9 protein-coding genes are annotated in these 13,700 nt (G+C 65.4%); 5 read left to right on the top strand and 4 right to left on the bottom strand.

Features of this window, described 5'->3' with window-relative positions:
• Nucleotides 1-309: 309 nt before the first annotated feature.
• From AU381_RS13835 to AU381_RS13815, 5 genes are all read left to right on the top strand, one after another.
• Complete coding sequence (locus AU381_RS13835; RefSeq protein WP_064242333.1) at nucleotides 310-984, top strand: phosphoribosylanthranilate isomerase; 675 nt, start codon at nucleotides 310-312, stop codon at nucleotides 982-984.
• On the top strand, nucleotides 981-2,201 hold the full coding sequence (gene trpB / locus AU381_RS13830; RefSeq protein WP_064242332.1) for a tryptophan synthase subunit beta: 1,221 nt from the start codon (nucleotides 981-983) through the stop codon (nucleotides 2,199-2,201). Before AU381_RS13835 ends, trpB begins: the two co-directional genes overlap by 4 nt.
• Nucleotides 2,202-2,206: 5 nt before the next feature.
• Nucleotides 2,207-3,046 (top strand): tryptophan synthase subunit alpha, encoded by an 840-nt coding sequence (gene trpA, locus AU381_RS13825; protein WP_064242331.1) that lies wholly within the window; start codon nucleotides 2,207-2,209, stop codon nucleotides 3,044-3,046.
• Nucleotides 3,047-3,096: 50 nt separating this feature from the next.
• Complete coding sequence (gene accD / locus AU381_RS13820; RefSeq protein WP_064242330.1) at nucleotides 3,097-4,011, top strand: acetyl-CoA carboxylase, carboxyltransferase subunit beta; 915 nt, start codon at nucleotides 3,097-3,099, stop codon at nucleotides 4,009-4,011.
• 137 nt (nucleotides 4,012-4,148) lie between these two features.
• Entirely contained in the window at nucleotides 4,149-5,492 is a 1,344-nt protein-coding gene (locus AU381_RS13815) for a bifunctional folylpolyglutamate synthase/dihydrofolate synthase (RefSeq protein WP_064242329.1), read from the top strand.
• A gap of 335 nt (nucleotides 5,493-5,827) precedes the next feature.
• Here the strand turns inward: AU381_RS13815 and trxA are convergent, their stop codons facing one another.
• From trxA to AU381_RS13795, 4 genes are all read right to left on the bottom strand, one after another.
• Complete coding sequence (gene trxA, locus AU381_RS13810) at nucleotides 5,828-6,148, bottom strand: thioredoxin (protein WP_064242328.1); 321 nt, start codon at nucleotides 6,146-6,148, stop codon at nucleotides 5,828-5,830.
• A gap of 81 nt (nucleotides 6,149-6,229) precedes the next feature.
• Entirely contained in the window at nucleotides 6,230-9,799 is a 3,570-nt protein-coding gene (gene addA / locus AU381_RS13805; RefSeq protein ID WP_064242327.1) for a double-strand break repair helicase AddA, read from the bottom strand.
• Complete coding sequence (gene addB / locus AU381_RS13800; RefSeq protein ID WP_064242326.1) at nucleotides 9,789-12,965, bottom strand: double-strand break repair protein AddB; 3,177 nt, start codon at nucleotides 12,963-12,965, stop codon at nucleotides 9,789-9,791. Before addB ends, addA begins: the two co-directional genes overlap by 11 nt.
• 1 nt (nucleotide 12,966) lies before the next feature.
• Nucleotides 12,967-13,698, bottom strand: coding sequence for a nucleotidyltransferase family protein (locus AU381_RS13795; RefSeq protein WP_064242325.1), 732 nt, complete (start codon nucleotides 13,696-13,698; stop codon nucleotides 12,967-12,969).
• Nucleotides 13,699-13,700 lie beyond the last annotated feature (2 nt).

The raw sequence follows: 13,700 nt of genomic DNA, 5'->3' as shown, positions 1-13,700 counted from the left end.
GATGCTGATGGGTTGGGCGGTGCCGCGTAGAGGATTAAGATTGCCCCTCACCCTAGCCCTCTCCCCGCGCGCGGGGAGAGGGGACCTCTGCGGTGCGGCATATCCCTTCTCCCCGCTCGCGGTCCGCTCGCGGGGAGAAGGTCGCGGCAGCGGGATGAGGGGGCAAGCCCACCGGCCGACGCGTTTTCCGTCAGTAGGATAAAATCGTCCGAGCTGGAAACGTCCATCACCGCGGCTCATGAAAGATCACGCCCTGCACTGCAACGGTTTTGCTCGACTCGGGCGGCATTTCGTGCAAGGTCGCTTCCCATGAAAACGGAAGTGAAGATATGTGGACTGAAGACCACGGAGGCCGTGGAGCACGCCGTGGCACATGGCGCTTCGCACACGGGTTTCATCTTCTTCCCCAAGAGCCCGCGCAACATCGAGCCGGACGACGCCGGTCGTCTTGCCGAGCGCATTCGCGGCCGGGCGAAGATCGTGGCCGTCACGGTCGACGCGGACAATGACGATCTCGACGAGATCGTTTCCGCGCTCAGGCCGGACATCCTGCAGCTCCACGGCGCCGAGGATCCGGAGCGGGTGCTGACCGTCAAGGCGATCTACGGTCTTCCGGTCATGAAGGCGCTGTCGATCCGCGAGGCGGCCGATCTCGACAGGATCGACCCCTATCTCGGCATCGCGGATCGTTTCCTCTTCGATGCCAGGCCGCCCGCCGGGTCCGAACTGCCGGGCGGCAACGGCGTTGCGTTCGACTGGAGACTGCTCGACGCGCTTGACGGAAGCGTCGATTACATGCTTTCCGGTGGACTGAATGCAGAAAACATCGGCGAGGCTCTTGCGCTGACCGGCGCACGTGCCGTCGATATATCCTCCGGGGTCGAGAGTGCGCCGGGTGTCAAGGATTTGAAGCTCATGGATGCGTTTTTCGATTCGGTGCGCCGCGCCGAAGCCGTACGGCCACGATCAGGGAGCAAGACGTGAATCAGCTGCCAAAACCGAACTCCTTCAGGGCCGGACCGGACGAGGACGGCCGTTTCGGTATCTTCGGCGGTCGTTTCGTCGCCGAGACTCTGATGCCGCTGATCCTCGATCTCCAGGACGAATGGAGCAAGGCCAAGAACGACCCGACCTTCAAGGCGGAGCTCGAAGGGCTCGGCGCCCACTATATCGGCCGACCCAGCCCGCTCTATTTCGCCGAGCGGCTGACCGCCGAGCTCGGCGGCGCGAAGATCTATTTCAAGCGCGAGGAGCTGAACCACACCGGCTCGCACAAGATCAACAATTGCATCGGCCAGATTCTGCTCGCCAAGCGCATGGGCAAGACCCGCATCATCGCCGAGACGGGTGCCGGTCAGCACGGCGTTGCCTCGGCGACCGTCGCGGCCCGCTTCGGCCTTCCCTGCGTCGTCTACATGGGCGCGACCGATGTCGAGCGCCAGGCGCCGAACGTCTTCCGCATGAAGCTGCTCGGTGCCGAGGTGAGGCCGGTGACCGCCGGCAACGGCACGCTGAAGGACGCCATGAACGAGGCGCTGCGCGACTGGGTGACGAATGTCCACAGCACCTATTACCTGATCGGCACCGCCGCCGGCCCGCATCCCTATCCGGAGATGGTGCGCGACTTCCAGGCGGTGATCGGCCAGGAGGCCAAGGAACAGATTCTCGCTGCCGAGGGCCGCCTGCCCGATCTCGTCATCGCGGCGGTCGGCGGCGGTTCGAACGCGATCGGCATCTTCCACCCGTTCCTGGACGACGAAGACGTGAAGATCGTCGGTGTCGAAGCGGGCGGAAAGGGACTTGACGGCGACGAGCACTGCGCCTCGATCACTGCCGGATCGCCTGGTGTCCTGCATGGCAACCGCACCTACCTGCTTCAGGATGGCGACGGCCAGATCAAGGAGGGCCACTCCATCTCGGCCGGTCTCGATTATCCGGGTATCGGTCCGGAACATGCCTGGCTCAACGATGTCGGCCGGGTCGAATATGTGCCGATCATGGACCATGAAGCGCTCGAAGCCTTCCAGACCCTGACGCGGCTCGAAGGCATCATTCCGGCGCTCGAGCCGTCGCATGCGCTGGCCGAAGTCGTCAAGCGTGCGCCGAAGATGGGCAAGGACGAGATCATCCTGATGAATCTATCCGGTCGCGGCGACAAGGACATTTTCACCGTCGGCAAAATTCTGGGAATGGGGCAGTAACGAGTATGACCGCACGCATGGAGCAGAGGTTCGCCGACGTCGCGGCGGAAGGTCGCCCGGTCCTTGTCACCTATTTCATGGGCGGCGATCCCGATTTTGAAACGTCGCTGGCGATCATGCAGGCGCTGCCGAAGGCGGGCGCCGACGTGATCGAGCTCGGCGTGCCCTTTTCCGATCCGATGGCCGACGGGCCGGCGATCCAGCTCGCCGGCCAGCGCGCGCTGAAAGCCGGGCAGACGCTCGCCAAGACGCTCGAGCTCGCCCGCCGTTTCCGGACCGAGGACCAGCGAACCCCGATCGTGCTGATGGGCTATTATAACCCGATCTATATTTACGGCGTCGAGCGGTTCCTGAATGACGCCGTCGAGGCGGGTGTCGACGGGCTGATCGTCGTCGATCTGCCTCCGGAAATGGACGACGAGCTGTGCATCCCGGCGCTGGAAAAGGGCATCAGCTTCATTCGTCTGGCGACGCCGACGACGGACGACCGCCGTCTGCCCAAGGTTCTCGAAAACACATCCGGTTTCGTCTATTACGTTTCGATGACCGGCATTACGGGTTCGGCTCTGCCCGATCCATCGCTGATCGCCGGTGCCGTGGCGCGGATCAAGTCGCATACGAAACTGCCCGTTTGTGTCGGCTTCGGCGTCAAGACAGCCGAACATGCGCGGGTGATCGGCGCCTCGGCCGACGGGGTCGTGGTGGGGACGGCTATCGTCAACCAGATCGCCTCGAGCCTGACGGAAGAAGGCCGCGTTACGGAGGCGACGGTGCCGGGCGTCGAGGCGCTGATTCGCGGGCTTTCGGCCGGGGTGCGGGCGGCACGCCTTGCGGCAGCCGAATAATCGCCCATATTGGCGCGCAGAAGCCGAGGGACAGCTTCAGGAGTCTATAAGTGAACTGGATCACAAACTACGTTCGGCCGAAGATCAATTCGATGCTCGGCCGCAGGGAAGTTCCGGAGAACCTCTGGATCAAGTGCCCTGAAACCGGCGAGATGGTGTTCCATCGCGATCTCGAAGAGAACAAGTGGGTCATCCCGCAATCCGGCCATCATATGAAGATGCCGGCAAAGGCCCGTCTGAAAGATCTCTTTGACGGCGGAATCTACGAAACGCTGCCGCAGCCGAAGGTGGCGCAGGATCCGCTGAAGTTCCGCGATTCGAAGAAATATCTCGACCGCTTGCGCGACAGCCGCGCCAAGACCGAACTTGAGGACACGATCGTTGCGGGCCTTGGCCTCGTCCAGGGCGTCAAGCTGGTCGCCGTCGTACACGAATTCAACTTCATCGGCGGCTCGCTCGGCATGGCGGCCGGCGAAGCGATCATCAAGGCCTTCGAGAAGGCGATTGCCGAGAAGTGCCCGCTGGTGATATTCCCGGCCTCCGGTGGAGCCCGCATGCAGGAAGGCATCCTCTCGCTGATGCAGCTCCCGCGCACCACCGTTGCGGTGAATCTGCTGAAGGAAGCGGGGCTTCCCTATATCGTCGTCCTGACCAATCCCACCACCGGCGGCGTGACCGCATCCTATGCCATGCTGGGCGACATTCACCTGGCGGAGCCCGGTGCGGAGATCGGTTTTGCCGGCAAGCGGGTGATCGAGCAGACGCTGCGCGAAAAGCTCCCCGACGGCTTCCAGACCTCCGAATACCTCCTGGAGCACGGCATGGTCGACATGGTGGTCAAGCGTCACGACCTTCCGGCGACGCTTGCGCGCGTGCTGAAGATCCTGATGAAGAAGCCGGCAGAGGCCGCAAGGCGCGAGAGCGGCTCCCAGGTTTCGCCTTTGCCGCTCGCAGCCCGGGCATAGCCCGCCGCCCAACTCCTGTGTATTGAGCGTTGCGCGTCCCATCGGGACGCGCAAACGCCGCCGTTAGCGTTTTGATTTGCTGCGAATCCGTTTTAAGGAATCATTGAGCAGCGGATCATCTTTTTCGAGGCAGGAACATGGCGGCGGCACAGGTCAGCGAGGCGGCACAGGAGATCGACAAGCTTCTTGCCCTGCATCCCAAGGGATTCGACCTGTCGCTCGACAGGATCACGCGGCTGCTAGCCGCGCTCGGAAACCCGCAGGACCGGCTGCCGCCGATCATCCACGTCGCCGGCACCAACGGCAAAGGCTCCGTCACGGCATTTTCGTGCGCGATCCTCGAGGCGGCGGGCCTCAGCGTCCATGTCCACACTTCACCGCACCTGGTGAACTGGCACGAGCGCTATCGGCTGGGCGTCAAGGGCGGCAGGGGTGCGCTTGTCAGCGACCCTGTCCTCGCCGATGCGGTGCGGCGCGTCGCAGAGGCCAACAACGGCCAGAAGATCACCGTCTTCGAGATCCTGACGGCGGTCACCTTCCTGCTTTTCGCCGAGCATCCGGCCGATGTCGCGGTCATCGAAGTGGGCCTCGGCGGCCGCTTCGATGCGACGAACGTCATCGCCCGGCCGGCGGTCTCCGTGATCATGCCGATCTCGCTCGATCACCAGGCCTATCTCGGCGATCGGGTGGAACTGATCGCCGCCGAAAAGGCCGGAATCATGAAGCGCGGCTGCCCGGTGGTGATCGGCCATCAGGAGGAGGACGGCGTGCGCGAGGTGCTCGTCGATACCGCCGAGCGGCTTGGCTGCCCCGTGTCCGTCTACGGCCAGGATTTCATGGCGCATGAGGAATTCGGCAGGCTGGTCTTCCAGGACGAGAACGGCCTTGCCGACCTGCCGCTGCCGCGCCTGCCGGGCCGGCATCAATATGCCAATGCGGCGGCGGCGATCCGCGCCGTCCGGGCGGCCGGCTTCGACGTGCCGGAGGCGGCGATCGAGAAGGGCCTGGCCGGCGTCGAATGGCCGGGCCGGCTGCAGCGCCTGGCCGGCGGCAAGCTTTCGCATTACGGGCCGCCGGCCGCCGAGATCTGGATCGACGGCGGCCACAATCCCGGCGCCGGCCAGGTGATCGCCGAAGCGATGGCCACCTTCGAGGAGCGCGATCCGCGACCGCTCTTCCTGATCATCGGCATGATCAACACCAAGGATCCTGTCGGCTATTTCAAGGCCTTCCTCGATCTCGCCGAGCAGGTCTTCACGGTGCCGATCCACGGCTCGGATGCGGGGCTGGATCCGGTGGCGCTGGCCGCCGATGCAGCCTCTGCCGGGCTGGAGGCAAATGCCACCTCCTCGGTCGCGGAAGCGCTCGGCCTCGTCGCCGAGCTTACCGAAGAGGACCCGGTGCCGGCGCGCATCCTGATCGGCGGTTCGCTCTATCTGGTCGGCGATGTGCTTTCGGAGAACGGCACGCCGCCGCGGTAGGAAGACGAGTTCGGCTCAGCCGCGTCTGCCCCTCATCCGGCCTGCCGGCCACCTTCTCCCCATTCTAGAGCATTTTGCAGTCAGGTGGAATCACCTGACGTCGCACAAATGCGGCAAAAACAAAGGTTTAGAGCGGCGACGCGAACGTATGTGAGCGCATCCCGCTCTAGTCTAATGGGGAGAAGGGATTTGCCGCGGCCGCTCAAGTCCCCTCTCCCCGCGTGCGGGGAGAGGGTAGGGTGAGGGGCAAGCGCAAGCCTTCGCTGTCTCCTACGAGCAAGAAAAAAGCCCGGCGAGCCGGGCTTTTCCATATCCCTTGCCAATGATTCCGCAGCTTAGACCGCGTTGGAAATCCAGGAGCTCAGCGCGGTCTTCGGCGCAGCGCCGACCTTGATGTCGGCAACTTCGCCGGACTTGAACATGGCGAGCGTCGGAATCGAGCGGACGCCGTACTGGGCGGCCAGTTCAGGATTTTCATCGATATTGAGCTTGGCGACCTTGACCTTGCCAGCAAGCTCGGTGGCGATTTCTTCGAGGCTCGGCGCGATCATTTTGCACGGGCCGCACCATTCGGCCCAGAAGTCGACGACGACCGGCTCGGCGGAATTCAGGACTTCCTTTTGAAAATTGGACGCATCGACTTTTACAGTTGCCATCGGCTGCTCCTTCGGAATGGCATTGTCCAGATGTTGTGCCTCATGTGAGGCCTCGCCACCGGATTTTCAATATCGTGTATCTCACTTTGTCGCGAGGTCTTCAAGGCTCCCGTCCAGCATCCTGTCGGGAAGCACCCGAACCGCCGGACCCTCGGTGAAGATCAGCACCGAGCGGAATTGCTTGCCAGGATAGAGCGGTTTCAGCAGTTCGCGATAAATGGCGAGCTGCCGCCGGTAAACGGGCGGAACGTCGTCGGCGGACGCCGGCACCTCGCGGTTCGTCTTGTAATCGGCGATCGTCACGATCTCGCCGGCCATCGCCAAGCGGTCGAGCCGGCCGGACACGGCGAACTCGTGGCTGCCGAGCTTGAGGGTCCCCATGACGGACACTTCCGCGCGGCTGTGCTCGCCAAAAAGAGGCTGCAGGTCCGGATGATCGAGCACGTCCATCACGGCACCGGCGAGGGCCTGCCGCTCTGCCTCCGGCCAGCGCGGCACGGCGCGGCTGAGATAGCGTTCCGCCGCACTTCGGCGCTCCGTCGGGTCGATCGTCGGGAGCACCTGCAGCAGCCGATGCAGGATTGCGCCGCGCAGCATCGAGAATTTGGGTGTCGCCGGTTCCGCAAAGAGAGCCGAGCCGACGATCATCTCCTGATCAGGATCGTCGATTGCCACGCTCGTTCCCGAAGGGGCGAGCGGCCGCGGCAGTCGTCGCTGCGGCGGCAAGGGGGTGAAGAGCGCCCGCGGCAGGCCGGAGGCAGCTGCTTCCGCCTGGCGTCCCGCATCGCCACTTCCCGGGATGGTGACCGGCACATGCGCTTCGCGCCAGGCATGACCCGTCCATTCCTCGCCTCCGGCGCAAAAGACCATCGGCGTCGACCTGCCTTTCGGATCGTGCGCCAGCGTCCCCTGAACCATGGCATGCCAGGTATCGAGGTTCTGCCGCTGGCCGCGATAGCCGCAGACGATCAGCCGGTCCGCGGCGCGCGTCATCCCGACATAGAGGAGGCGGCGGTATTCCTCCTCCGCCAGGCGCTTCAACCGGTCGTTGTCGGCGGCGATGAGCGAATTCGTCGCCGAGCCGGGCGCCCGCCAGACGGGCATGCTGACGAGCGAGCCGTCGGCCCGGCGCTGCTCCAGGAAGCGCAGGTCCGAGACCTGCTGGCGGACGAATGCCTCGCCGCCGCCGTCGACCAGGAAGACAACCGGGGCCTCGAGGCCCTTGGCGGCATGCACGGTCATGACGCGCACCTCGTCGCGCTCCTTGTCCTGCTCGCGCTTGACCGTCGGCGCTTCGATTTCGAGCGTCGAGATGAAGGCCTGCAGGCCGGGCAGCCCGCTCCGCTCCTGGTCGAGCGCGAAGGTCAGGAATTCGTCGAGGATGTCGCTGACTTCACTGCCGAGCCGCGCCAGGAAGGCGCGCCGGCCGCCGTTGGCCCCGAGCACGCGTGCATAGAAATCATGCGGCAGCAGGTTGCGGGCGAGCTCGCCGAAGCCTGCGAGGGTCCGCACGACCCGGTGATATCGGCTCGATTCCTCCGCGCCGAGCCGTTGCAGCCGCTGCCAGAGGCTTTCGCCCTCCGCCCGGCGCGCCGCCAGTTCGAAGACATCGTCCTCGCCGAGATTGACGAGCGGGCTCTTCAGCAGCGCCGCGAGCGACAGGTCGTCCTCGGGCAGGAGCACGAAGCGGCCGAGCGCCATCAGGTCCTGGACGGCGATATGGTTGGTCAGCACCAGCCGGTCTGCGCCGGCGACCGGAATATTGCCGCGGCGCTTCAGGGCGCGCGTCAGGGCGTTGACGAAGGCATCGCGCTTCCGCACCAGCACGATGACGTCGCCGGGCCGCATCGGCCGCCGGACACCCTTTTCGATCACTGTCTCCTTGGCGATCCAGTCCTCGAGCACGGCTGCGATTCGGCGGGCGAGAATGTTGACCGGCGCGCGCTCCGGCGTCGCGTCGAAGGGCGCCGTCCATTCTTCTTCGGACACGGTCGGCTCGGGTGCGATGACGTCCCAGATATCGACCGCTCCCGGATGGCCGATCCGGTTCGAGGCATGCACGATCGCCTCGTTCCGGGCGCTTAAGCCCTTGGCGTTGCCCGGATTGGCAAAAACCGTATCGACGGCGGAAAGCACGTCGACGGTCGAGCGGAAAGAGAGCTGCAGCCGGATGGGGCTGAAATACTTGTTGCCGGCGCGCACCCGCCGCTCAGTCAGCGCGCTTTCGCGCGCAAAGCGCTCGGGACGCGCGCCTTGAAAGGAATAGATCGACTGCTTTTCGTCGCCGACCGCAAAGATCGTTCGGTCGTCCATTCGCGCTGATTCGCCGGCGAAGAAATCGGCGGCGAGCGCTTGGATGATCGTCCATTGCGTGGGGCTCGTGTCCTGCGCCTCGTCGACGAGAATGTGGTCGATGCCCTGGTCGAGCTTGTAGTGGACCCAGGCGCCGACGTCGCCGCGCGATAGCAGCGCGGCCGTCCGGTTGATCAGGTCCTCGAAATCGAGTTGGCTGCGCCGCTTCTTGAGGTCTTCATAATCGCAGTTGAGTCTTTCCGCGAAGATCAGCGCCGCGCGCGTCGCCTCAAACATGCGCAGGATGCTGAGGCGATCGGCGCAGGAGACGATGTGCTTGCGCGCTTCGTCGATCAGCGGTGCCAGCTGCGGCGCCCGGGCCAGCATCGCCTTGTTGAAAAACGCAGACTCCGCCTTCGGCTTGCCGCCGCCGTTGAAGAACACGCCCAGCAGCCCTGCAAAGCGCTCTTCCGTATCATCGAGCTTCCCGATGGCCTTCAAGCCCTCTGCAATCTCGCCGGGTTTCACCCCACCGAGGCTCAGCGCCAGCTCGATATATTGCTGAAGCTGGGCGCCGTTGAGACCGGCGAGCGGCCAGGCTCCGGCCATCACGCTCTCCGCCGATTCTTCCGGGGAAAGGCCGAGAAAAGCGCGCAGGTGCCAGTCCCGCCCGCCGTGCTCGGTCGTGCGGTCGAGAAAAGCCTGGAGCGGTCCGCGGTTCGCCACGATCGCCTCGAGCAGTTTTTCAAGGCCGGTGTCGTCGGCGAGGTCGAGGACGGTTGCGAAGGCATCGGCAAGCTCAGCCTCGCCCTCCTCGGCGGTCGCGGTCAGCAAGGCGCGCCGCGCATCGGCGAGCAGCACCGCCGCAGCACGATCGTCGAGGACCGAAAAGTGTCCGGCCACGTTGGCCTCGAGCGGAAACTGGTGGAGCAGCGCTTCGCAAAAGGCGTGGATCGTCTGGATCTTCAGACCGCCAGGCGTTTCGAGCGCCTTTGCAAAGAGCCGCCGCGCCTCTTCGATCTTCGCGGTGGAGGGACGCGTTCCCTCGATCGCCTCGATTCGCTTTTCCAATGCGGGGTCATGGAGCGTCGCCCACTCGGCGAGGCGCTCGAAGATGCGGTTGGACATCTCGGAGGCTGCGGCCTTCGTATAGGTCAGGCAGAGAATGGCGGAAGGCCGGCACCCGGCAAGCAGCAGCCGGATGACGCGTTGCGTCAGCACATGGGTCTTGCCGGAGCCGGCATTGGCCGAGACCCAGGCCGAGCGGGCCGGATCCGAGGCAAGCGATTGCCGCTCGGACGTCCAGTCGAGCCACGCCTTGGGCGTCCTCTCCTCCGGGCCGAAGGCATCATTCCTCATCGTCGTCCTCGCCGTCAGCGGTCGCCCATTCGGCGACGCGCGCCAGGTGATCGTATTCGCCGCCATAGTCCCGTTCCTTCTGGACGATCAGCCGCGAGGCGAAGCCGTATCGTCCGCTGGTGAGCGCGGCGAGCAGCTTCTTCAGTTCGGCAAGCGATTCCTCCGCCAGTTGGTCGGCGGATTTCGTCTCCTTCGACTTGCTGTTCTCGTTGTTGACCGTGTCGATGGCAAAGCGGCTGCCGGGCTTGAGGCGCACGTAGCGCAGCGAATGCGGCCGGGCCGGCCCGACCGTACCGAAGGCTCCCGCCTTGAGCGCGGCCGCTTCGAGCGCGAGCTGCGGGTCGAGCAAGGCCCGCGCTTCCCTGGCCGAGGGGCTGGAGCCGGTCTTGTAGTCGATGATGTCGACGCTGCCGTCCGCGAGCCTGTCGAGGCGATCGGCAATGCCGGTCAGCCTTATGTCCGAGATGCCGATGTCCATGGCAGCGGGGACTTCGGTGAAAGACCTGACGATGCCGGGCCGGCGTTCGCGTTCCCAGGAAAGAAATGCCCTTGCCACGGCTTCGAAGCGCGGCCGCCAGATCGTGTCGATGTGCGCGGGGAGATTCTCCTCGTCGAAGGCTTCCCGGATCAGCCGCGCCATCGCCTCTTGCCCCTCGCGGGAGGCGGGATCGAAGCCGCCCTTGACGAAGCGGTCGACGATCCGGTGATAGAGCAGGCCGCGTTCGGCAGCACCCGGATCTTGATTGAAGGAGTCGATCGGTTCCAGCCGCAATATGCGGCGCGCATAGATGGAATAGGGGTCGCGGCGAAGCTTCGTGACTTCGCTGAAGGAATATTTGCGCGGCTGCAGTTCGGCCGGCGGCTTCGGCTGCGGTCGCTCGCTGAGCGGCTGGCGCTCGCCGTCGTCGAGGATGCGCATCCAGTGAAGATAGCTGGCCCCATTCGCCTTGAGCTGTTCGGTCAAAGTCTTCCCGCCGAGGGCCTGCAGCCGCTGCAGCCATCGCGAGGCGACCGTCGGCGCCGAGCCCTGGCGCATGGATCGGGAAAGGACCAGGCGGCGCGTTCCGCAGGCCATCTGGAAATCATGGGCCAGCTGGCCGATGCGCCGCTCCGGCGGTTCGAGGCCGATGCCCGATTTCATCGTCCGCGACAGGAACGGGTCGTTCGACGTCTGCCCCGGCCAGGTGCCTTCGTTCATTCCGCCGAGCACGACGAGATCGACGCTCTGCAGGCGCGATTCCAGCGCCCCGAAGATGAAGACGCGCGGGTGCCGCATCGATCGCGGCTTGACCGCTTCGCTGGCGGCAAGCGCCTCGATGATATCGCACCATTGCGCCCCGTCGGTCTCCAGCTGCCCGTCGGTTTCGATGATGCCGCGAAGCAGCGTCGCCAATGCTTCGCCGGCTTCCGAACCCCAGAGACCGCCGAGGCTGCCGCGCTCGTTGATGGCGACGGCTTCCAGCGTGCGGCCGGTGCGTTCCGCCCAATCGGCCAGGGTCAGGACTGTCGTGTGATGGCGACCGCTTTCCGTGACGCCGCAGATGGTATTGGTCAGCGGCTCGACCGCTGCGGAAATTCGCCGTGCGAGGGCCCGTGCGAGTTCGATATCGTTCTGATCGATGCCGCCGCGCCACGGCCTCGGATGCCGCTCGGTACGCTGTCTGGCGAGCGCCCTGTCGAGCACGGTGTCGAGGGCGGAAATATCGGGAACGTCGGTGCCGCCGCGCAGCGCCAGAAGCTCCAGCACGTCGGCGGCGCGGCGTGCGGCTTCCGCCGTCTGGCCGAAACGGGCGAGCGGATGCTTGAGCAGCGCGACCAGGGCTACGGGATCGTCCGGCCTGAGGGTCGCCTCGATCAGCAGCCGCGTAAGCCCGCCCGCCGCCGTTGCCGAGAGCGGAACGCCGGCAGAATCATCGGCTTCGATGCCGAATCGGGCGAGCTCGGCGCCCACCCGCCGCGCAAGGCCGCGATCGGGTGTGATCAGCGCCGCCTGGCTCTCTTCGTCACCTTCGAGCGCGAGCCTCAGCGCAATGGCGATCGCGGTCGCCTCTTCGCGCTCGTTCGCCGCCTCGATCAACGCCACGTCGGCGAAGGCGGCAAGGAGCCTCTCCGGGTCGAAACCGTCGCGGGCCTCGGTCCAACCATGGGTGGCCTCAGCCGGCAGCAGCGACCGCGAAAGAACCGCGCTGCGATAGCCGAGATCGTCATCAAGCGACCCCAGCACCGGGACGTCGCGCCGTTCGATACGCATGCGCGTCAGCAAGCGGTGAAAGCCATATTGCGGATGGGTGCGGCTTGCCGGGTCTGGTCCCTTCGAGCCTGTTCCGTCGCCGGCGATCAGGTCCCATTCCGCGTCGCTCATCATGAGGTCCAGGCCGGGAAGCACGATCGTGCCGTTCGGCAGCGCCTTCACCGCGGCGATCAGGGCGGCCGTCGCAGGAATCGAGCCCGTCGAGCCGGCGATGATGATCGGCCCTTCGACCTTGCCGGCGGCGATGCGCTGCGTTTCGGCCTTGAGCACGGCGTTGCGATGCCGCGCCGGCGAGGAATGCTTGAGCTCGTTGAGCCGCTCCGGCCAGTAGGTTCGGGCGATCTTCAGGAAGGCGAGCGTCAATTGCCACCAGAGCGCATGTTCGCCGGCATCGAGCCCGTCGAGCGCATCCCAGTCGAGCTCCTCCGTCTCGATCGCGTCGATCAGCTCGGAGAGATTGCGCGCGAGCCAGATCGCGTCGGCGGGGCTCGCGGGCGCAAGCAGCGGGCTTTCGGCATGAACGTCGAGGACCACCTGCGGCAGGCGGTTGCGCCAGGCAAGAATGAGCCGACCGAGCTCGATCAGCCGTGCGGTGCCGGAAAGCGGCGGCGCAAGATCGAGGATCGCCGGCATCTCGGCATCGAAGAAGCCGCTGTCGTCGTCCGTCTCGCCGAGCGGGCGGATCACCGGCAGGATCGCCGAGCGGCCGCCGAGCAGATCGACGAATTCCGAGCGCAGCACACGGGCCGCACGCCGGGTCGGCACGAAGATCGTCACGCCGGCGAGCGCCAAGGGATCGGCCGGATCGTATCGGAAACCCGGCGTCAGTACGCCGCCCAAGAGCTTTTCCGCCAGCGTTTTCAGGAAGGGCAGGCCGGCAGGAATGGTGAAGACGTTACTGGCAGGGCCGGGCACCTTACCCTCCCGGTTCGAAGCGCCGGACCACGGCCTCCGCCTCCTCGATCGCGTCGGGCGTGCCGACGGTCATCCATTGGCCTTCGAGCATCAGGCCGAACAGCCGTTTCCCGGCGATCGCCCGGTCGAAATAGATGTTGAGGTTGAACGCCTCGGTGGGCGCATCGGCGAAAAGCCGCGAGTCCATCGCGATCGCGCCGGCATAGACGACCGGATTCTCCAGGCCCTCCTCATAGCGCGTCAGCCGCCCGTCCTCGGATAGCGAGAAGTCCTTCTTGCCGTTGTGTCCTGTCGTATCCTCCAGGCGCACGCAGAGCAGCGCCATGTCCATGCGCTCGGGATCGAAGAACTCGGTGAGCCTCCTGAGGTTGCAGGGTTGCCCGGCTTTCTCGCCGACCCAGAAGAGATCGGCATTCATCACCAGGACAGGCCCGTTATCCAGAAGCTTCAGCCCCTTGGCAAGCCCGCCGCCGGAATTCATCAGTGCCTCCCGCTCGTCGGAAATCACGATGCGCGGCGTCTCGCGCCGCATGAGATGGGCCTCCATCTGGTCGGCGAAGTGATGGACGTTCACCGCCGCCTTGGTCACGCCGGCGGCCGCGAGCAGGTCCAGCACATAGTCGATCATCGGCTTGCCGGCGATCCGGACGAGTGGCTTCGGCAGTGTGTCGGTGATTGGCCGCAGGCGGGTGCCCAGACCGGCCGCGAGCACCATGGCATTGGTGATAGGCATGC

The organism is Sinorhizobium glycinis (assembly GCF_001651865.1).
Lineage (GTDB): Bacteria > Pseudomonadota > Alphaproteobacteria > Rhizobiales > Rhizobiaceae > Sinorhizobium > Sinorhizobium glycinis.
Note: the sequence above shows the minus strand (reverse complement) of the source record. Positions and strands in the feature narration are given on the sequence as shown.